The sequence below is a fragment of the Yersinia sp. 2553 StPb PI genome (assembly GCF_052217105.1).
Taxonomy (GTDB): domain Bacteria; phylum Pseudomonadota; class Gammaproteobacteria; order Enterobacterales; family Enterobacteriaceae; genus Yersinia; species Yersinia enterocolitica_E.
The window spans coordinates 2,796,557-2,816,036 of sequence record NZ_JAZGPX010000002.1 but is presented as its reverse complement, the minus strand read 5'-3'; the positions used below and the strand labels follow the sequence as shown (position 1 = coordinate 2,816,036).

The following is a 19,480-nucleotide window of genomic DNA, read 5'->3' as shown; positions in this document are numbered from 1 at the left end:
CCTGTGAGGTAAAGCTTTGTACGGGAAAGCGCTTTTTTTCATTCCTCCTTGCGAGAGGTTTCGCATAACTGACAGTGGTTGTCGTTACGGGCTAAAGAAGTGCTACTATCGGCGGCGGGAGATTTTATTAGAGTAGGGGGCAACAATGAGCGAGAAACAATTACGCCAGCTCAGTATTGCAATCGGGAATAAGCTAAAGGCCCGTGGTGCCTGGGTGACCTGTGCTGAGTCCTGTACAGGGGGTTGGGTGGCCAAAGCATTAACTGATATTGCGGGGAGTTCAGCGTACTTTGACCGTGGTTTCGTGACATACAGTAATGCAGCCAAACACGATTTGCTCGGTGTGGACGAAATCACGTTAGCAAATTATGGTGCTGTGAGTGAAGCCGTAGTACGAGAGATGGCGCTCGGAGCATTGAGAGAAGCGAATGCTGACTTCGCGGTATCTATTAGTGGCATTGCCGGGCCTGATGGTGGCAGTGCGGATAAACCGGTTGGTACGGTATGGTTTGCTTTCGCGGCACGTGAAGGGCAGATTTTGGCATGCAAACAGATTTTCCCCGGTGATCGCGATGCAGTAAGGCTGCAAGCGGCTGTTTTCGCGCTACAAACACTATTCGATGATTTTCTGTAAAAATAGGCTTGATACTGTATGATTGTACAGTATAATTAGCGGTAATTTCCTGCATAAAACAACATTCAGTGGTAATGGTAGGGGTAACCCCTGCATACCAGAGAGGGAGTAAAAATGGCTATTGATGAGAATAAACAAAAGGCGTTAGCAGCAGCACTGGGCCAAATTGAAAAACAATTCGGTAAAGGCTCTATTATGCGCCTTGGCGAAGACCGCTCAATGGATGTTGAAACCATCTCTACCGGTTCCCTTTCTCTTGATATCGCATTGGGAGCCGGTGGCTTGCCAATGGGGCGTATTGTTGAGATTTATGGTCCTGAGTCATCAGGTAAAACAACGCTAACGTTACAGGTTATTGCTTCCGCACAGCGTGAAGGCAAGACTTGTGCATTTATCGATGCTGAGCATGCTCTTGACCCAATTTATGCCAAAAAATTAGGTGTAGATATTGATAACCTGCTTTGTTCTCAGCCAGATACTGGTGAGCAAGCATTGGAAATCTGTGATGCATTGACTCGTTCTGGTGCTGTTGACGTTATCATCGTTGACTCGGTTGCTGCATTGACGCCTAAAGCCGAGATTGAAGGCGAAATCGGTGACTCTCACATGGGCCTTGCGGCACGTATGATGAGCCAGGCTATGCGTAAGCTGGCGGGTAACTTGAAGAATGCGAATACCTTACTGATCTTCATTAACCAGATTCGTATGAAGATCGGCGTTATGTTTGGTAACCCTGAAACTACCACCGGTGGTAACGCACTTAAATTTTACGCGTCTGTGCGTTTGGATATTCGCCGTATTGGCGCAGTAAAAGAAGGCGATGTAGTTGTTGGTAGCGAAACTCGCGTTAAAGTTGTGAAAAACAAAATTGCAGCGCCATTTAAACAAGCTGAATTCCAGATTCTGTACGGTGAAGGCATCAATATTAACGGCGAACTCGTTGATTTGGGTGTTAAACACAAACTGATTGAGAAAGCAGGTGCATGGTATAGCTACAACGGCGACAAAATTGGTCAAGGTAAAGCGAATGCCAGCAACTATTTAAAAGAAAACCCAGCGGTTGCGGCAGAGTTGGATAAAAAACTGCGTGAAATGCTACTTAACGGTGGGAACGGCGAACAACCTGTAGCAACAGCAGCATTTGCCGATGAGACTGATGAAACTAGCGAAGAGTTTTAATTAATAAGGTTAAAACAGCGCGTTAGTATCAGCAGATTAAGTAGTTAACAAGCGGCCCATTAATTGGGCCGCTTGAGTAAGTAAATAGCAATTCGTATTCAGCTCTCCACTCCTGCTCATATCCAAAATAATCAGAGCCCGTACCTACCTGCAACGCCGAGAGAGAAGGCTGTTACCCAAAATAATTTGATTACAGCAAGGTAGCCAACGAATGAGTTCCGATGAACTGACCCTTGTCAGTAATTCGGGCGAGTGAGAGCCGCTAACACAGCAGTAACCTCAAGTAAGAAGGGTATATGAATGACCTGTTAAGCCGTGCCATGAGATTACTCTCTCAGCGTGATCATAGTGAATCGGAGTTGCGCCGTAAGCTTGCAGCCCAGCCTTTTTCGGCAAAAGGGAATTGGGGTAGGCGCACCAGCGGTGAAAATAGCAAACCTGTCGAAGATATTGATCCTCAAGCTATCGAACAAGTTATTGCTTATTGCTATCAACACGATTGGTTAGACGATTCCCGCTTTGCCACCAGTTATATTAATAGCCGTAGTCGGAAAGGATATGGGGCACAGCGCATCCGTTCGGAATTGATGCAAAAAGGGGTCGATAAAGAACTAATTCAAGCTGCTTTTGAAATCAGTGAAATCGACTGGTGTCTGCTCGCAAAAGAAGTCGCACAGCGTAAATTTAGTGAAACTTTACCTCTTGAGTGGAAAGAAAAGGCGAAAGTTCAGCGTTATCTCCTCTATCGTGGCTTCTTCCAAGAAGAAATTCAGTCGATTTACAATGATTTTGTCGAATGAATGCACGCGGGATTTTACTTCCCCTCGAAGAAAATTTATCTTATTCCCACTTTTTGTTCGTGAGCTTACCCACTGCGTTATCAATAATTGATGCGCAATATGCTTGCGGGCCATTCTTTTAGCTTGTTTCCGGGGCAATTATGAGCAAGAGCACCGCTGAGATTCGTCAAGCGTTTCTCGATTTCTTCCATAGCAAGGGACACCAGGTTGTATCAAGCAGCTCTTTGGTTCCCAATAATGACCCGACGCTGTTGTTTACCAATGCGGGGATGAACCAGTTCAAGGACGTTTTCTTAGGTTTGGATAAACGGGCCTATTCTCGTGCAACGACCTCTCAACGTTGTGTGCGTGCAGGTGGTAAGCATAACGATCTGGAAAACGTAGGTTATACCGCGCGTCATCACACATTTTTCGAAATGTTGGGTAACTTCAGCTTTGGTGATTATTTCAAACATGATGCTATCAGTTTCGCTTGGGAATTATTGACCAGCGAACAGTGGTTTAACTTACCAAAAGAAAAACTTTGGGTAACCGTCTACGAAACCGATGATGAAGCCTATGAAATCTGGGCTAACGACGTTGGTGTTCCTCGTGAACGTATCATTCGTATCGGTGATAACAAAGGTGGTGCTTTTGCGTCAGATAACTTCTGGCAAATGGGTGATACCGGTCCATGTGGTCCATGCACAGAGATTTTCTTTGATCATGGTGACCATATCTGGGGCGGACCTCCTGGGTCGGCAGAAGAAGATGGCGATCGCTATATTGAGATCTGGAATCTCGTCTTCATGCAGTTTAACCGCCAGTCAGATGGCACTATGCTGCCATTGCCTAAGCCCTCGGTTGATACCGGTATGGGGCTTGAGCGTATTGCTGCGGTATTACAACACGTTAATTCTAACTATGAGATTGACCTGTTCCGCGATTTGATTAAAGCGGTGGCGCAAGCCACTGGTGCAACCGATCTTTCCAGCAAGTCGCTGCGTGTCATCGCTGACCATATTCGATCTTGTGCCTTCCTGATTTCTGATGGGGTTATCCCGTCAAATGAAAACCGTGGTTATGTTTTGCGTCGTATTATTCGCCGCGCTATTCGCCATGGCAACATGTTGGGGGCTAAAGAGACTTTCTTCTACAAATTAGTTGCTCCGTTGATTGCCGTGATGGGATCTGCTGCTGCTGAATTGAAACAACAGCAGGCGATGGTTGAACAAGTTCTGAAAACTGAAGAAGAGCAGTTTGCGCGCACCTTAGAGCGTGGCTTAGCCCTGCTGGATGAAGAGCTCAGTAAATTGACCGGTGACACCCTCGACGGTGAGACGGCTTTCCGCTTATATGATACTTACGGCTTCCCGGTTGATTTAACTGCTGATGTTTGTCGTGAGCGTAATCTGAAAGTGGATGAAGCTGGTTTTGAACAAGCGATGGAAGCTCAGCGTCGTCGTGCCCGCGAATCCAGTGGTTTTGGTGCAGATTATAATAGTATGATCCGTGTTGATAGCGCGAGCCAGTTCTCGGGTTATGACCATGTTCATCAACAAGCTACCGTTACCGCATTGTTCCGCAACGGGGTAGCCGTTGATGAAATTAATGCCGGTGAAGAGGCAGTTGTTGTCTTGAATCAAACACCATTTTATGGTGAGTCTGGTGGTCAGGTTGGTGACAAAGGCGAACTTAAAAATGCTACCTCCACCTTCGTGGTTGCGGACACTCAGAAATACGGTCAGGCTATCGGTCACTTGGGGCAATTGACTCAAGGCACTCTGCGAGTTAACCACAGTATTGATGCTCAGGTTGACGTCGCACGTCGTAATCGCATTCGGTTGAACCACTCCGCAACCCATTTACTGCATGCGGCATTGCGTAAAACGCTGGGTGAGCACGTAGCTCAGAAAGGCTCGTTAGTTAACGACAAGTATTTGCGTTTTGACTTCTCTCATTTTGAAGCGATGAAGCCAGAACAAATTCGTCAGGTAGAAGATCTGGTCAACGAGCAGATTCGCCGTAACTTGCCAGTCCAGACAGAAGTGATGGAACTGGATGCGGCCAAAGAAAAAGGGGCGATGGCCCTGTTTGGTGAGAAGTATGACGACCAGGTACGAGTATTAACCATGGGCGATTTCTCAACTGAGCTGTGTGGCGGTATTCACGCCAGCCGCACTGGTGATATTGGCTTGTTCCGCATCCTGTCTGAATCAGGTACGGCGGCAGGTATCCGCCGTATCGAGGCAGTCACTGGAGAGGGGGCTATTGCACTGCTACACCAGCAAACTGACCTGCTGGCGGATGTTGCTCATCTGGTGAAGGGTGATACCCATAATTTGGCAGATAAAGTCCGTGCCGTGTTAGATCGCAGTAAACTGCTGGAACGTGAACTCCAGCAACTGAAAGATCAACAAGCCGCTCAAGAAAGTGCGTCATTGTCATCAAGTGCGAAATTGGTTAACGGTGTGAAGTTACTCGTTAGTCAGTTAGACAATGTTGAACCAAAAATGCTGCGTACCATGGTTGATGATCTTAAAAATCAACTGGGGTCGGCCATTATTGTGCTGGCAACAACAGCGGATGATAAGGTCAGCCTGATTGTTGGTGTAACCAAAGATCTTACCGGAAAAGTAAAAGCAGGTGAGTTAATCGCAGATATTGCCCTGCAAGTGGGCGGTAAAGGCGGTGGACGGCCTGATATGGCACAAGCGGGTGGTACTGATGTTCTGGCATTGCCAGCGGCATTGGCAAGCGTAGACGCTTGGGTAGCTTCCCGGTTATAAGCAAGTAATGACCTATTAAATCAATACGCCATATCTCTATGCTGGGTATGGCGTTTTTCAATTTTCATGTCATAGTTCGAAAACAAAGTTAAACGCAAAGTTGTTTGCTTCAGCTAAACTTGTATTAGTTAGATACTCGACCAAGCTACTTACATTTTATGTGAATGTGATGGCTTACGTTTTCACGGTGTATGATGGATAATGGCGGGGAAACTGAGAGACCCGACTCTTTTAATTTTTCAAGGAGCAAAGAATGCTTATTCTGACTCGTCGAGTTGGTGAAACACTCATGATTGGCGATGAGGTTACGGTTACTGTATTAGGGGTTAAAGGCAACCAAGTTCGAATTGGTGTAAATGCTCCGAAAGAGGTTTCTGTTCACCGTGAAGAGATCTACCAGCGCATCCAAGCAGAAAAGTCTCAACCGACGACTTACTGATTTTGAAGCAGCGTCTCGTGTTATACGAGACGCTACTGCTGTCTATTCTCCTCAGTTCTGCTGTTTTATCTCCTTTTAACCTTCTTCTCCCTGTAATAATTTTCTATTTTCAATCTCTTTAATTGGCCGCTGGTGAGAGTTTTATTTTTTCCTCTATCGAATTACGCCGCAATAAACACTATCTTGCCTGTTGATAAAACACTCTTTTTGACGTCAAACTGGTCATGTTGTGTGTGAATTGTGCAAATGAACGTGAGTTGGGAAAAATTGTTTGACTTATAAGTGCGGGAAAGTAATATGTGCGCCACGCAGTGCCGATGAGCTTCTTCAAAAGCAAGTCAGGCACAATTCGAAAGAAGCGTATGGTGAGGTGGCCGAGAGGCTGAAGGCGCTCCCCTGCTAAGGGAGTATACGGTCAAAAGCTGTATCGAGGGTTCGAATCCCTCCCTCACCGCCATTTACTATGCACCCATAGCTCAGCTGGATAGAGTACTCGGCTACGAACCGAGCGGTCGGAAGTTCGAATCTTCCTGGGTGCACCATATTTTGCAGTATGGTGAAATAGTCAAATGAACATCAGGTAGTGTCAAAGAATTAATTGCACCCATAGCTCAGCTGGATAGAGTACTCGGCTACGAACCGAGCGGTCGGAAGTTCGAATCTTCCTGGGTGCACCATCTTCTAGGTCATACATCTTGTTGTTAAGTTTCACTTGCTGAAACGCCTCCGTAAAATTAGAAATGAAAATCGCACCCATAGCTCAGCTGGATAGAGTACTCGGCTACGAACCGAGCGGTCGGAAGTTCGAATCTTCCTGGGTGCACCATATTAAGAAACCTCGCTACGGCGGGGTTTTCTGCTTTTTAGCAGCAGATAATTCGTAGAACCGAGCGGTTGGAAGTTCGAGCCGAGCGCAGCGAGACAACGTTGCTTTAGCAACGGCCCGTAGGGCGAGGCGTAAGCCGAGTCATCTTCCTGGGTGCACCATATTAAGAAACCTCGCTACGGCGGGGTTTTCTGCTTTTTAGTTTTTGCTTCATGTTCCCTATAGCCCAGCAAAACGAAATACCTGAATTCTCTTATCTCGTAATCAACGCTTCAACTCATTGGTTTCTTCTATATCAAATAGCAACTTTATTAAGCTGAATTTATTATTTATCAAGTAAATTCATGCAATTATACAGTAAGCGACAATTTAGTTAGTTTGCGATAAAGTAGCTTTTCATTTATTCCTAGGCGCGGGGCCACGATGTACGATCGCTACGAAGGCCTGATTTTTGATATGGATGGCACCATTCTGGACACTGAGTCCACACATCGTCAGGCCTGGCGTCAGGTGCTAACGCCTTATGGTATGCATTTCGATGATCAAGCGATGGTGGCTTTGAATGGCGCACCGACTTGGCGAATTGCCCAGGCAATCATCGCTAATCATCAATCTGATTTGGATCCTCATTTATTGGCCACTGAGAAAACAGCATTAGTGAAGACGATGCTGTTGGATAATGTGAAGCCTCTACCGCTCATAGACGTGGTTAAAGCCTATCATGGGCGTATACCTATGGCTGTAGGGACAGGAAGCGAGCATGCTATGGCAGAGATGCTCTTGTGTCATCTGGGTCTGCGCGGTTATTTCGCGGCCGTTGTCGGTGCTGATGATGTCACCAAACATAAACCAGAGCCTGAGACATTTTTACGCTGTGCGCAGTTACTCGGCGTGCAGCCAGATAAATGTGTCGTCTTCGAAGATGCTGACTTTGGTGTTGAAGCGGCTAAAAGGGCCAATATGGCAATAGTTGATGTGCGCCTGTTGTGAGTAGTACGCTAGCTATTGCTTCTTTATTCGGGAGTAGCTTCCTCAGTGCGACGCTCTTACCCGGAAATTCTGAAATTCTGTTAGTCACTCTATTAACGGCAGGTAGTGCGCCGGCAATGATGCTGGTGTTATCTGCCACTGTCGGAAATACCCTTGGGGGGCTAACAAATGTTGTTATAGGACGTTTATTACCGGAGCTAAAGCCACAGCGGGGGATGAGTACAGCATTAGGCTGGCTCCAACGTTTTGGCCCAGCGGCTTTGTTATTGAGCTGGCTACCGATAGTGGGCGATTTGATGTGTGTGTTGGCAGGCTGGTTGCGAATGCCCTGGGGTCTTGTGGCTTTTTTTCTGTGTTTGGGAAAAGCATTACGTTATATCGTATTAACGGTAATTACGTTGCAAGGAATCGCCTGGTGGCAGTAAAGAATGTGACAAACTTACATAGTCACCTCGATGCAGTTTCAGTATGCTGGCGAGTTATGGTTTTCAAGAGCGGGAGGTCGATTTGATCCCGGATGTATCACACGCGCTAACTTGGCTGGAAGCGCACCCTAAAGCCCTGAAAGGGATCCGTCGCGGTATCGAGCGGGAAACATTGAGAGTGACTGCCGATGGCCAATTAGCCTCGACGGGTCATCCAGAGTCATTGGGTGCAGCCCTGACACATCAATGGATTACCACTGATTTTGCTGAGGCATTGTTGGAATTCATTACTCCAGTCGATGGTGATATTGACCATTTGCTGACTTTTTTACGTGATATCCACCGTTATACGGCACGTAAACTGGGTGATGAACGTATGTGGCCGCTCAGTATGCCTTGCTTTATTGAGGCTGAGCAGGATATTGAATTGGCTAAGTATGGTTCTTCTAATATTGGCCGTTTCAAAACACTTTACCGTGAAGGTTTAAAAAACCGTTACGGTGCGTTGATGCAAACTATCTCTGGAGTGCACTATAACTTCTCTTTGCCGCTGGAGTTTTGGCAGGCATGGGCAGGTGTCACCGATGAAAAAAGCGGTAAGGAAGAGATCTCAGCGGGCTATTTCCGACTGATTCGCAACTACTACCGTTTTGGTTGGGTTATTCCATATCTGTTTGGTGCTTCACCGGCGATTTGCTCATCGTTCCTGCAAGGGCGCGAGACGGCATTACCCTTCGAGCGTAATGATAAGGGGATGTGTTATTTGCCCTATGCCACCTCTTTACGTCTGAGTGATTTGGGTTATACCAATAAATCACAAAGCAATTTGGGTATCACGTTTAATGACCTGCACACCTATGTTGCTGGGCTGAAACGTGCGATCCAAACGCCATCAGAAGAGTACGCAGCACTGGGGCTAAAAGACGGTGACCGTCATCTGCAATTGAATACCAATGTATTGCAGATTGAAAATGAATTGTATGCCCCTATTCGGCCAAAACGGGTTACCCGGGCTGGCGAATCACCGTCAGATGCTTTGCTACGTGGCGGCATTGAATATATCGAAGTGCGCTCTCTGGACATTAACCCATTCTCACCGATTGGCGTTGATGCAGTACAGGCACGGTTCCTCGATCTATTCCTGATTTGGTGTGTATTGGCCGATGCGCCTGAAATGAGCAGTGATGAACTACTGTGTACCCGTAAGAACTGGAATCGGGTTATTTTAGAAGGGCGTAAGCCGGGGCAGACGATTGGCAGGGGATGCAACGATACCCGTGAACCGCTGGAAAAGGTCGGAAAAGATCTGTTTGCAGACCTGCGCCGTGTTGCAGAAGTGCTGGATGGCAAAGACAGTACTGAATATCAACAAGTTTGTGATGAGCTTGTGGCGTATTTTGATGATCCAAGCCTGACATTCTCCGCGCGTATTTTGCAAGCGATGAAAGAAGGTGGTATTGGTGGTATTGGCCTTGAACTCGCGGAGCGATACAAGGAGATGCTGCAAAATGAACCATTGGAATTACTGACAGAAGAGCAATTAAGCGCAGAGCGAGATGCTTCATGGCAGCGCCAGCGTGATCTGGAACTCAAAGATCAACTAAGCTTTGAAGAATATTTGCTGCTTCATGGCGGCCAATAAAAAGAAAAGGCCACATTGCTGTGGCCAAATTAACATCTCTGATAACAGGGATGATGATAACAAATGCGCGTCTTTCACATATTAAGACGCACAGGATTCGAAAAAGTTTCACGGATTGCGAAAAAAGATCAGATAAAAAATTATTTTTTTATGAGGAGGTGACTAAATGCCATTATTGGATAGCTTTACCGTAGACCATACCATTATGAAAGCACCGGCTGTGCGTGTTGCTAAGACGATGAAAACCCCTCATGGCGACGAGATAACTGTATTTGATTTGCGCTTCTGTGTGCCAAATAAAGAAGTGATGCCGGAACGCGGGATTCATACACTGGAGCATCTATTTGCCGGTTTTATGCGTAACCACCTCAATGGCAACGGTGTTGAGATTATCGATATCTCGCCAATGGGATGCCGTACCGGTTTCTATATGAGCCTGATTGGTACGCCGGATGAGCAACGTGTTGCTAATGCCTGGAAAGCGGCAATGGCGGATGTGTTGAAGGTAACCGACCAACGGAAAATTCCTGAACTGAATGAGTATCAGTGCGGTACTTATCATATGCACTCACTGGAGGAGGCTCAGGCGATTGCCAAAGGTATCCTTGATCGTGATGTACGTATCAATCACAACGAAGAACTGGCGCTGCCGAAAGAAAAACTATCTGAATTACATATTTAGTTTTCGATAGGCTAATGCAAAAAAGACGCTGATAAGGCGTCTTTTTTATGTTCGCTAGCCGCATTGGTTACGCAGTTATGCGGAGCTGCCTTGAGACACTATGGGGGCGACTCGCACCTGTTTAATCATGTTCTCTTGTACATCCAGAACATCAATTAGGTAATTGCCGATACGGACCTGAGCACCTACCTGTGGGATCTCTTGTAGCTCTTCCAGCAGCATGCCATTGATGGTACGGGCATCGATCGGAAGTGACCAGTTGAATGCTTTGTTCAGTTCGCGAACGCTGGCGCTACCATCAATGAGTACTGAACCATCGCTTTGCGGATTGACCTCTTCTGCCAGTGTTGGGGACATTGACGTGGTAAAGTCGCCAACGATCTCTTCCAAAATATCTTCAACTGTCACCAACCCTTGAATATCACCATATTCATCGACAATCATGCCGACTTTCTCTTTATTTCTCTGGAATTTCACCAGTTGCACATTCAGTGGTGTGCCTTCTGGAATAAAGTAAATTTCATCAGCTGCGCGCAGCAAATTCTCTTTATTGAACTCTTTTTTCTCCGTCATCAATCGATAGGCTTCCCGCACACGTAACATGCCGATGGCATCGTCCAATGACTGGCGATACAACACGATGCGCCCATGTGGTGAGTGGGTTAACTGGCGCATGATTGACTTCCAGTCATCATTGATGTCAATACCGACCACTTCATTGCGTGGCACCATGATGTCGCTAACGGTAACTTTTTCCAAGTCCAGTACCGATATCAACATATCTTGATTACGGCGGGATATTTGTGAGTGGGATTCATTCACAATACTGCGCAATTCATCTTTGCTGACGGCATCGCTTCTGTGAACATTCCCTCTAATGCCACACAGACGCATCAGCGCGCGCGTAATGGTATTTAACAACCATACCAGTGGCAGCATAATTTTCTGTAGGGGAACCAGTAAGAAACTGCTGGGGAAGGCGACACGTTCAGGATAAAGTGCCGCGATAGTTTTCGGCATCACCTCAGCAAAAATCAACACCACAAAAGTCAGCACTCCGGTTGCTATTGCGACTCCGGCATTCCCGTATAAGCGGATACCAACAATAGTTGCCAAGGCGGATGCCAAAATATTAACCAGGTTGTTGCCGATTAACACCAGACTTATCAGGCGGTCGGGACGTCTTAGTAGTTTCTCAACTCGCCGTGCGGCGCGATTACCCTGTTTGGATAAATGGCGCAAACGATAGCGGTTAAGGGTCATCATACCGGTTTCGGAGGCAGAAAAATAAGCCGAGACCACGACCATAATGACCAGAATAATGATCAGCGTGCTAGTTGATACGTGATCCAACACTGTATTCCTTAATGGCGATGGTGGCTCTGTCAGTTCAACTGATCCATACGCTGATGATGGAGAGGATGATTAAGGAACTATAATTTCCTGCACCAAGCGGCTGCCAAAATAGGCCAGCGTAAGTAGAAATGCACCAGCGAAGCTGAACCAAATCACTCTACGCCCACGCCAGCCTTCATGGTAATGGCCCCATAATAGAACAATATAGACAAACCAGGCCATGATCGATAACACCGCTTTATGGACGTTTTCTTTACTAAATATGTTGTCCATATAAAGTAAACCAGTACACAGCGTCAGTGTCAGTAATACCACCCCAATTTGGGTGATATGGAACATTTTACGCTCAATACTCATTAATGGTGGCATGTCTGCATTAAATGTCAGTTTTTTATTCTTTAACTGATAATCGAGCCAAGCCAGTTGTAATGCATATAACGCTGCGATAATAAGTGTCGCGTAAGCAAAAAGCGCCAACCCAATGTGAACGAATATGGTGGGGCTGGTTTCCAGATGAGTAATAAACTCGCCCGGTAGCAAACTGGCAAGGGCCAGGTTGATCATGGCGAAGCTATAGACAATCGGCAGCAAGAACCAACCGCGCCCCCGTGAGGCGACGATAGTCATGATAGTGCAGATCATCAACCCCACGATGGAGCCAATATTCAATAAAGTGAGGTTTTGGCCCCCACCGACATCAAAAATCTGATGCTTCAGAGCAATAGCATGGCACACTAGAGCCACGACGGCTGAAACCAGCGCTAACCGCCGGTAAGCACTATTTTTCTGCACCAAGCTTGGGACAATCAGGCCCAGGCTGAGCAAATAAGCGATCAAAGCCAAAATGGAGAACACGGGCATAGCGGTATATGAGCATCGGCTAAGTGAATTAGATAGCCAGTATAGCGTTGAGCGCGTTCCTCTCCAACCGTTCTCCGACGTGAGAGCAGAGATCGTTTAAGCTTCGTGTTATAATCCCCCCATTGTGTCGCCAGAGCGGCCTGTTTCCACGTTGAGTATGAGACAATGTTTGAGAACTTAACTGATCGATTGTCGCGCACACTGCGCAATATCAGCGGCCGTGGCCGGCTGACAGAAGAAAATATTAAAGAAACGCTGCGTGAAGTGCGCATGGCGTTACTGGAAGCTGACGTAGCCCTGCCGGTGGTTCGTGACTTTATCAACCGGGTAAAAGAGCGTGCTGTCGGGCATGAGGTGAATAAAAGCCTCACACCAGGCCAAGAATTCGTCAAAATAGTTAAAAATGAACTTATCACCGCCATGGGTGAGGTCAATAACGAACTGAATCTGGCAGCTCAACCGCCAGCAGTGGTGTTAATGGCCGGTCTGCAAGGGGCGGGTAAAACCACCAGTGTGGCCAAACTGGGTAAGTTCCTTAAAGAGAAACAGAAGAAAAAAGTGCTGGTTGTGTCTGCCGACGTGTATCGCCCTGCGGCGATCAAACAGTTGGAGACGCTGGCCCAGGGTGTTGATATTGATTTCTTCCCGTCTGATGTACAAGAAAAGCCGATTGATATTGTTAATCGTGCCCTGCAACAGGCAAAACTTAAGTTTTATGATGTTCTGATTGTCGATACCGCCGGTCGCTTGCACGTCGATGAAGCGATGATGGACGAGATCAAACAGATTCATGCCGCGATTAATCCGGTTGAAACCTTGTTTGTCGTCGATGCAATGACCGGTCAGGATGCTGCAAACACGGCGAAAGCATTCAACGAAGCGTTGCCGCTCACGGGTGTGGTGCTGACCAAAGTTGATGGTGATGCTCGTGGTGGTGCGGCTCTGTCTATCCGCCATATTACCGGCAAGCCGATTAAATTCTTGGGCGTGGGTGAAAAGTCCGACGCACTGGAACCATTCCACCCGGATCGCGTGGCTTCACGCATTCTGGGGATGGGCGACGTGCTGTCGCTGATTGAAGATATCGAAAGCAAAGTTGACCGTGCACAGGCGGAGAAACTAGCCACCAAGCTGAAAAAAGGTGATGGTTTCGATCTCAACGACTTCCTTGATCAGTTGAAGCAAATGCGCAATATGGGCGGTATGGCCAGCATGTTGAGTAAAATGCCGGGTGCCGGTCAGTTGCCAGAAAACGTGAAATCGCAGATGGACGATAAGGTGACGGTACGTATGGAGGCCATCATCAATTCGATGACGCTGAAAGAACGTGCTAAACCAGAGATCATCAAAGGCTCGCGTAAGCGCCGTATTGCTACTGGTTCTGGCGTGCAGGTACAGGATGTTAACCGCTTACTTAAGCAGTTTGATGAAATGCAGCGCATGATGAAGAAAATGAAGAATGGTGGCTTGGCTAAAATGATGCGTGGCATGAAGGGTATGATGCCACCGGGTTTCCCAGGCCGCTAAACGTCATACCCAAAGTGATTGGGGTTTCAGGTAGGCGGCCAGTAAACTAATCACGATGAACTTACTCAAGTAAATGATTCGGGTTAGTGCGCGCAGCCAACAACCCTGTGGTTTCAAGTACGAAGGGTATATTTCACGCAGTGGTGTTAACCGTGTGAGATGAGTAATGATTTCCCGCTGAAAACGGCGGTAAACGAAGAAAACTGTACTCATTCCAAAACTAGCGCACAGGAATCTACGCTTTAGATTGCTTTTTGCGCCAAAATGAGTAAAATTTTCGGGCTTTTTATATTGCAACTGGACCCCGTTCCCCGATGGGGTCCAGTTGTTTTATTAACTAAAGAGGATGTTATGGTAACAATTCGTTTGGCTCGTGGCGGCGCTAAAAAGCGTCCGTTCTATCAAGTAGTAGTGACCGACAGCCGTAATGCTCGTGACGGTCGTTTTATCGAACGTGTAGGCTTCTTTAACCCGATCGCAGCTGGTCAGGCTGAAGCTCTGCGTTTGGACCTGGACCGTATCGAACATTGGGTTGGCCTGGGTGCAACAGTTTCTGATCGCGTATCTGCGCTGATCAAAGACGCTAAGAAAGCAGCTTAATCTGTCGCGGTGGTGGTTATTATGAGCAAGCAACTCAATCCAGTGGTTCCCGATCAGCCGATTGTACTCGGTAAAATGGGTTCAACTTACGGCATTCGCGGTTGGCTCAGAGTATTTTCATCCACCGAAAACGCCGAAAGCATTTTTGATTACCAGCCGTGGTTTATCCAGCAGGCCGGTAAGTGGCAGCATGTCGAGTTGGAAGACTGGAAGCGCCACAGTCAAGATCTGATCATCAAAGTTAAAGGTGTTGACGATCGGGATGCCGCGAATTTACTGACTAATTGCGAAATTATCGTAGATTCCAAGCAACTACCCGCACTAGAAGAGGATGATTACTACTGGAAAGACCTTATGGGCTGTCAGGTAGTAACAACCACGGGTTACGAACTGGGTAAAATCATCGATATGATGGAAACCGGTTCTAACGATGTGATGGTAGTGAAGGCAAACCTGAAAGATGCATTCGGTATGAAGGAGCGGTTGGTCCCGTTTCTTCATGGGCAGGTTATCAAGAAAGTCGATCTCACTGCTCAACGTGTTGAGGTAGATTGGGATCCTGGTTTTTGACCTCCGAATTAAACGGCAAAAGTGAGTGGAACAAAACGATGTGGATCGGTGTTATTAGCCTGTTTCCCGAGATGTTCCGCGCAATAACCGATTACGGGGTAACTGGCCGGGCAGTAAAAAATGGCCTGCTGAGCGTGCAGTGTTGGAGTCCTCGTGACTTTACCTACGATCGGCATCGTACCGTGGATGACCGCCCATACGGCGGTGGCCCGGGAATGCTGATGATGGTGCAACCGCTAAGGGAAGCCATTCATGCAGCAAAAGCAGCGGCAGGCGAGGGAGCAAAGGTGATTTATCTGTCACCTCAAGGGCGCAAACTGGACCAACAGGGTGTTTGCGAATTGGCTACCAATCAGAAGATGATTCTGGTATGTGGTCGGTACGAAGGTGTTGATGAGCGCGTACTGAAAACCGAAATTGATGAAGAATGGTCAATTGGTGATTACGTTCTCAGCGGTGGAGAGCTGCCGGCAATGGCTCTGATAGATTCAGTATCCCGCTTTATCCCGGGAGTGCTAGGTCATCAGGCTTCAGCAGAGGAAGATTCCTTTGTTGATGGATTGCTGGATTGCCCACACTACACTCGTCCTGAGGTGTTAGAAGGGATGGAAGTTCCGCCAGTATTACTGTCGGGCAACCATGCCGAGATTCGTCGCTGGCGCTTAAAGCAGTCGCTGGGCCGTACCTGGCTTAGAAGACCTGAACTTCTAGAAAGCCTAGCTCTGACTGACGAGCAAATGGTGTTGCTGGCTGAGTTCCAACGGGAACACAAGCCCTGAAGCAACAGAACTATGAAAGGAGTGTTGTGCCGCGTGCCAACTTCCTGATATATCAGTTTACCTAGGGTAAGAGACTTATTATGAGCAATATTATCAAGCAAATCGAACAAGAGCAGATGAAGCAGGACGTACCTGCATTCCGTCCGGGTGATTCCGTGGAAGTGAAGGTATGGGTTGTTGAAGGTTCTAAAAAGCGTCTGCAGGCATTCGAGGGCGTGGTTATCGCTATTCGTAACCGCGGTCTGCATTCTGCGTTCACCGTTCGTAAAATTTCCAACGGCGAAGGTGTTGAGCGTGTATTCCAAACTCACTCCCCAGTAATCGACAGCATTACTGTGAAACGTCGTGGTGCCGTTCGTCAAGCGAAACTGTACTATCTGCGTGAGCGTACTGGTAAGTCTGCTCGTATTAAAGAGCGTCTTAACTAAGATACAGCTAGCGCTGCATCCAAAAGTTAATAGTTATGAAGGGGTTAGCCATCGGCTGACCCCTTTTTTTATTTCAATGATGACAAAAAAACGACAGAGATTTCAGCGCGATAAGTGGGGGAAGGCGAACTGAGATAATTAGCGTGGCATCACACCACGCTAAAGAGACTAATAGATGATTACAGGCCGTAAACCAGAGTTATTGATGTTGTGGTATCAGTATTTTTAGGCGCGCTGGCAGGTGGCTTAGTGTTATAAGTCACAACATAAGCCAGGCGCAGTGCGAAACTTTTATTGATGGCAACATTTAACGCAGTTTCAGAGTTCAGTGTAGTTTCTTCGTTCGCTAATGCGGAAACCCCTTCGCTAAACACCGTATTATCAGTTAGTTGATAGGTATAGTTCGCACCGCCATAAGCCAATGCTTTAGTGGCTCGACCACCACCATAAAATTCATCGTGGCGAACACCGGGACCAAATTCCACCCGTAGGTTGTGCAACGGTGTGGTCATAATCTGGCGGCCATAACCGGTAGTTAATACCGACCGGGAATCAAAACCGTTGTAGCGATCATTCAGCCAACTGGCTTGCCCGAACAGGTAGTTACTGTCAGTCAGATTATAGCGGGTACGCCCGCCTAGCTGGTAACGTTCGGAAGAGCGTTGATTGTTAGCGCTGGTATTACGTGCGGCTCCCCACAAACTATAGGCGGTGTTAGGTTGGAACCAGGTTAACGTTGAGTTAGCGGTCAACGTTGAGTTAGTGGTATTACCTGATTGTGCGGTATAGCCAGCCTCGACAGTACCATCAAAGCTCTTCTTGGCTGTAGCTGGATCATCTAAGGCAGTAAAAACAGTCCCATCAGCAAGAACTGAAGTGCTGATGAGGGATAAAGCGATTGCGCTGAGATAAAACGGCAACGCCCTGGTATGACGCAAAGAAAACATAATAGGCCCATGGTGAAAAAAATGATTTTTGTGCTGCGGCCCGCATTGTAGCAGTTGTGATCCAACTAAATCAGAAGATATTTCGGATTGAATAATTAATTATAATAAGAAGGTTTTTCCGATGAGTTAATTCTTAAAATGTAATAAAAAGAGTGTATCAACTTTTTACTGTGAGTAATAAAATAATAAAAACAGATATTTTGTTCACAGCATGAAATTCTTATGCCACAAAATTAAAGAGGCCAGTTCACAATGGACTGGCCTCTTTGCATATCATCTGTATACCGAGTAATTACATAAAGGTCGTTACCAGTAGGTAACCGGTGATACACGAGCTAATAACACCGATAAGACCTGGGATGATAAAACTATGGTTAATGATAAATTTACCAATCTTGGTGGTACCTGAACGGTCAAAACCGATGCAAGCAAGGTCGCTTGGATAAGTTGGCAGAACAAAGTAGCCATAAGCTGCAGGGAAGAAGGCAATCAACATTTTAGGATCAACACCAAGTTGCAGGCCCATTGGTGCGATGGCGGCTAATGCTGCCGCTTGGCTGTTTACCAGTTTGGAAACCAAGAACAGAACAATGGCATAAGTCCAAGGCTTACTTTTCACGACATCTTCCAATACCAGTTTCAAATCACCCATATGGGCTTGGAAGAAGGTATCACTCATCCAGGCAACACCGAATACCGAGAAGATAGCAACCATGCCAGCTTTAAATACGGCACCGTTAGAGATATCACTGGGTTTAACTTTACAGCCCATCAATATAACCGCACCAGCTATCAGCATCATCATCTGAATAACCAGGTTCATTGACAGTGACTGCAATTTGCCCTTAACTTCAAAGGCTGGTCGCAGATCAGCAAAAGCGCCCAGTAATACCACTATTGCGATAGCTGCGAAGAATATCCAGGTAGACCAGTAGGCTTGTTTCGGGAAAACCTGATTCAATAATGTATCTGTTGAACCATAGATAAAGGAGCGTTGCTCTGGATCTTTAATTCTCTCTTGAAAATCAGGGTCTTTATCCAGGTCTTTACCACGACGCAGACTCCACAAGGCTGCCATTAGTACCCCAACTAAAGAGGCTGGGACTGATACGGCCAGAATCTCCAGAATGCTGTAAGCATGGCCGATACCGTGGTTGGCACCAATAATTGATACTAATGATACGACAGCTACCGATACGGGTGAGGCGGTAATAGCCATTTGTGAAGCAACGGATGCAACAGCCATTGGTCGTTCCGGGCGAATACCTTTCTTAATGGCAATATCAGAAATAATCGGGAACATGGTATAAACAACGTGCCCGGTGCCACATAAAAAGGTTAATGACCAGGTTGTAAATGGAGCTAGTAGCGTAATATGCTGAGGGTGCCGACGTAATAAGCGCTCGGCAAATTGCATCATTACATTTAATCCACCGGCAGTTTGTAATACAGATGCACAACCAATAACAGCTAATATGGTGAGCATGACATCTACTGGTGGTTTCCCTGGTTCAAGCCCAAAGATAAAGGTTAGAATAAATAAGCCGATACCACTTATTAACCCCAGCCCCATACCTCCGTAGCGTGTCCCCAGTAGTAGACATATAATTATAATTATAAATTGTAGTGTTATCATAACGTTCCCTTGCTTCCAACATGAATGAAATTCGGTTAGGTATTTGCTGGTTTTAAGCAATGAGCATGGCTCTTACTCGACTTTCTCTATCAGAGCACAGATTGTATTGATTAAAACTTGGCTAATATCAAGGGAGTATTGTTTAGTTATGTAATTAATTAAATCTGAGATCTGCCTCTATTTTTATATCAGCCCAGACTTTTCTAATTAATTAAAGTGGCGTGAGGAGGGAATTATGGGATATATGGTCTGATTGTGAAAATAATGTATAAATATTGTATTCAATTAATGTGTTAATTTTCTAATAACACTTATTATTTCCCGTTTTAACACATTAATATTATCAATTGGATCATAACTTGAGGGCGGTTTTCCTTTTGCGTTGGCACCG

General features: G+C 46.5%; 18 protein-coding genes, 4 tRNA genes and 1 other RNA gene. 19 read left to right on the top strand and 4 right to left on the bottom strand.

The features are described 5' to 3' along the window. Positions 1 to 145: 145 nt before the first annotated feature. The 14 genes from pncC (at position 146) to luxS (ending at position 10,385) form a co-directional block, all read left to right on the top strand. Positions 146 to 634 (top strand): nicotinamide-nucleotide amidase, encoded by a 489-nt coding sequence (gene pncC, locus V2A84_RS14485; RefSeq protein ID WP_083160252.1) that lies wholly within the window; start codon positions 146 to 148, stop codon positions 632 to 634. A 114-nt stretch (positions 635 to 748) separates the two neighbouring features. Beyond that, the gene (recA, locus tag V2A84_RS14480) at positions 749 to 1,813 is read left to right on the top strand and encodes a recombinase RecA (RefSeq protein ID WP_083160250.1); all 1,065 of its coding nucleotides are present in this window, start codon (positions 749 to 751) and stop codon (positions 1,811 to 1,813) included. A 296-nt stretch (positions 1,814 to 2,109) separates the two neighbouring features. Further along, positions 2,110 to 2,613, top strand: coding sequence for a recombination regulator RecX (recX, locus tag V2A84_RS14475; protein WP_083160248.1), 504 nt, complete (start codon positions 2,110 to 2,112; stop codon positions 2,611 to 2,613). A 140-nt stretch (positions 2,614 to 2,753) separates the two neighbouring features. Further along, the gene (gene alaS / locus V2A84_RS14470) at positions 2,754 to 5,381 is read left to right on the top strand and encodes an alanine--tRNA ligase (RefSeq protein ID WP_083160246.1); all 2,628 of its coding nucleotides are present in this window, start codon (positions 2,754 to 2,756) and stop codon (positions 5,379 to 5,381) included. Between the two features lie 253 nt (positions 5,382 to 5,634). Beyond that, positions 5,635 to 5,820, top strand: a complete 186-nt coding sequence (gene csrA, locus V2A84_RS14465; protein WP_002209449.1) for a carbon storage regulator CsrA — start codon at positions 5,635 to 5,637, stop codon at positions 5,818 to 5,820. Positions 5,821 to 6,184: 364 nt separating this feature from the next. After that, positions 6,185 to 6,277 (top strand) — tRNA-Ser (locus tag V2A84_RS14460). A gap of 8 nt (positions 6,278 to 6,285) precedes the next feature. Then, a tRNA-Arg gene (locus V2A84_RS14455) sits at positions 6,286 to 6,362 on the top strand. Positions 6,363 to 6,420: 58 nt separating this feature from the next. Further along, a tRNA-Arg gene (locus V2A84_RS14450) sits at positions 6,421 to 6,497 on the top strand. A gap of 72 nt (positions 6,498 to 6,569) precedes the next feature. Next, positions 6,570 to 6,646 (top strand) — tRNA-Arg (locus V2A84_RS14445). Between the two features lie 27 nt (positions 6,647 to 6,673). After that, positions 6,674 to 6,807, top strand: a non-coding RNA gene (locus tag V2A84_RS14440) — RtT sRNA. Positions 6,808 to 7,069: 262 nt separating this feature from the next. Continuing rightward, positions 7,070 to 7,636: a fructose-1-phosphate/6-phosphogluconate phosphatase gene (yqaB, locus tag V2A84_RS14435; RefSeq protein WP_083160244.1), complete on the top strand. Its 567-nt coding sequence runs from the start codon at positions 7,070 to 7,072 to the stop codon at positions 7,634 to 7,636. Further along, positions 7,633 to 8,061, top strand: a complete 429-nt coding sequence (locus V2A84_RS14430; RefSeq protein ID WP_083160242.1) for a YqaA family protein — start codon at positions 7,633 to 7,635, stop codon at positions 8,059 to 8,061. Before yqaB ends, V2A84_RS14430 begins: the two co-directional genes overlap by 4 nt. Before the next feature lie 43 nt (positions 8,062 to 8,104). Further along, complete coding sequence (gene gshA / locus V2A84_RS14425; protein WP_193784717.1) at positions 8,105 to 9,703, top strand: glutamate--cysteine ligase; 1,599 nt, start codon at positions 8,105 to 8,107, stop codon at positions 9,701 to 9,703. A gap of 166 nt (positions 9,704 to 9,869) precedes the next feature. Next, entirely contained in the window at positions 9,870 to 10,385 is a 516-nt protein-coding gene (gene luxS / locus V2A84_RS14420) for an S-ribosylhomocysteine lyase (RefSeq protein ID WP_083160240.1), read from the top strand. Positions 10,386 to 10,460: 75 nt separating this feature from the next. Here luxS and V2A84_RS14415 read toward each other — a convergent pair whose 3' ends face one another. After that, positions 10,461 to 11,738, bottom strand: a complete 1,278-nt coding sequence (locus V2A84_RS14415) for an HlyC/CorC family transporter (RefSeq protein WP_193784716.1) — start codon at positions 11,736 to 11,738, stop codon at positions 10,461 to 10,463. A 72-nt stretch (positions 11,739 to 11,810) separates the two neighbouring features. After that, positions 11,811 to 12,602, bottom strand: coding sequence for a cytochrome C assembly family protein (locus tag V2A84_RS14410; protein ID WP_083160235.1), 792 nt, complete (start codon positions 12,600 to 12,602; stop codon positions 11,811 to 11,813). A gap of 165 nt (positions 12,603 to 12,767) precedes the next feature. Here V2A84_RS14410 and ffh point away from each other — a divergent pair, with 165 nt between their 5' ends. The 5 genes from ffh (at position 12,768) to rplS (ending at position 16,506) form a co-directional block, all read left to right on the top strand. After that, on the top strand, positions 12,768 to 14,129 hold the full coding sequence (gene ffh / locus V2A84_RS14405; RefSeq protein WP_083160233.1) for a signal recognition particle protein: 1,362 nt from the start codon (positions 12,768 to 12,770) through the stop codon (positions 14,127 to 14,129). Between the two features lie 351 nt (positions 14,130 to 14,480). After that, the gene (gene rpsP, locus V2A84_RS14400; RefSeq protein WP_005182026.1) at positions 14,481 to 14,729 is read left to right on the top strand and encodes a 30S ribosomal protein S16; all 249 of its coding nucleotides are present in this window, start codon (positions 14,481 to 14,483) and stop codon (positions 14,727 to 14,729) included. A gap of 21 nt (positions 14,730 to 14,750) precedes the next feature. Beyond that, positions 14,751 to 15,299: a ribosome maturation factor RimM gene (gene rimM / locus V2A84_RS14395; protein WP_032905542.1), complete on the top strand. Its 549-nt coding sequence runs from the start codon at positions 14,751 to 14,753 to the stop codon at positions 15,297 to 15,299. A 38-nt stretch (positions 15,300 to 15,337) separates the two neighbouring features. Next, positions 15,338 to 16,078 (top strand): tRNA (guanosine(37)-N1)-methyltransferase TrmD, encoded by a 741-nt coding sequence (trmD, locus tag V2A84_RS14390; protein ID WP_005182033.1) that lies wholly within the window; start codon positions 15,338 to 15,340, stop codon positions 16,076 to 16,078. 80 nt (positions 16,079 to 16,158) lie between these two features. Further along, positions 16,159 to 16,506 carry a 50S ribosomal protein L19 gene (rplS, locus tag V2A84_RS14385; RefSeq protein WP_005182038.1) on the top strand — a complete coding sequence of 116 codons (348 nt, stop codon included), beginning with the start codon at positions 16,159 to 16,161 and terminating at the stop codon, positions 16,504 to 16,506. 179 nt (positions 16,507 to 16,685) lie between these two features. On the opposite strand, the gene V2A84_RS14380 is transcribed toward rplS, so the two are convergent. Both V2A84_RS14380 and V2A84_RS14375 read right to left on the bottom strand, forming a co-directional pair. Then, complete coding sequence (locus V2A84_RS14380) at positions 16,686 to 17,453, bottom strand: DUF481 domain-containing protein (RefSeq protein WP_083160229.1); 768 nt, start codon at positions 17,451 to 17,453, stop codon at positions 16,686 to 16,688. A gap of 292 nt (positions 17,454 to 17,745) precedes the next feature. Continuing rightward, entirely contained in the window at positions 17,746 to 19,089 is a 1,344-nt protein-coding gene (locus V2A84_RS14375) for an anaerobic C4-dicarboxylate transporter (protein WP_372558120.1), read from the bottom strand. Positions 19,090 to 19,480 lie beyond the last annotated feature (391 nt).

Excerpts from the sequence above, each read along its gene's own strand:
- pncC (WP_083160252.1), top strand. The coding sequence starts at position 146 with ATGAGCGAGAAACAATTACGCCAGCTCAGTATTGCAATCGGGAATAAG.
- recA (WP_083160250.1), top strand. The coding sequence starts at position 749 with ATGGCTATTGATGAGAATAAACAAAAGGCGTTAGCAGCAGCACTGGGC.
- recX (WP_083160248.1), top strand. The coding sequence starts at position 2,110 with ATGAATGACCTGTTAAGCCGTGCCATGAGATTACTCTCTCAGCGTGAT.
- alaS (WP_083160246.1), top strand. The coding sequence starts at position 2,754 with ATGAGCAAGAGCACCGCTGAGATTCGTCAAGCGTTTCTCGATTTCTTC.
- csrA (WP_002209449.1), top strand. The coding sequence starts at position 5,635 with ATGCTTATTCTGACTCGTCGAGTTGGTGAAACACTCATGATTGGCGAT.
- yqaB (WP_083160244.1), top strand. The coding sequence starts at position 7,070 with ATGTACGATCGCTACGAAGGCCTGATTTTTGATATGGATGGCACCATT.
- gshA (WP_193784717.1), top strand. The coding sequence starts at position 8,105 with ATGCTGGCGAGTTATGGTTTTCAAGAGCGGGAGGTCGATTTGATCCCG.
- luxS (WP_083160240.1), top strand. The coding sequence starts at position 9,870 with ATGCCATTATTGGATAGCTTTACCGTAGACCATACCATTATGAAAGCA.
- V2A84_RS14410 (WP_083160235.1), bottom strand. The coding sequence starts at position 12,602 with ATGCCCGTGTTCTCCATTTTGGCTTTGATCGCTTATTTGCTCAGCCTG.
- ffh (WP_083160233.1), top strand. The coding sequence starts at position 12,768 with ATGTTTGAGAACTTAACTGATCGATTGTCGCGCACACTGCGCAATATC.
- rpsP (WP_005182026.1), top strand. The coding sequence starts at position 14,481 with ATGGTAACAATTCGTTTGGCTCGTGGCGGCGCTAAAAAGCGTCCGTTC.
- rimM (WP_032905542.1), top strand. The coding sequence starts at position 14,751 with ATGAGCAAGCAACTCAATCCAGTGGTTCCCGATCAGCCGATTGTACTC.
- trmD (WP_005182033.1), top strand. The coding sequence starts at position 15,338 with ATGTGGATCGGTGTTATTAGCCTGTTTCCCGAGATGTTCCGCGCAATA.
- rplS (WP_005182038.1), top strand. The coding sequence starts at position 16,159 with ATGAGCAATATTATCAAGCAAATCGAACAAGAGCAGATGAAGCAGGAC.
- V2A84_RS14380 (WP_083160229.1), bottom strand. The coding sequence starts at position 17,453 with ATGTTTTCTTTGCGTCATACCAGGGCGTTGCCGTTTTATCTCAGCGCA.
- V2A84_RS14375 (WP_372558120.1), bottom strand. The coding sequence starts at position 19,089 with ATGATAACACTACAATTTATAATTATAATTATATGTCTACTACTGGGG.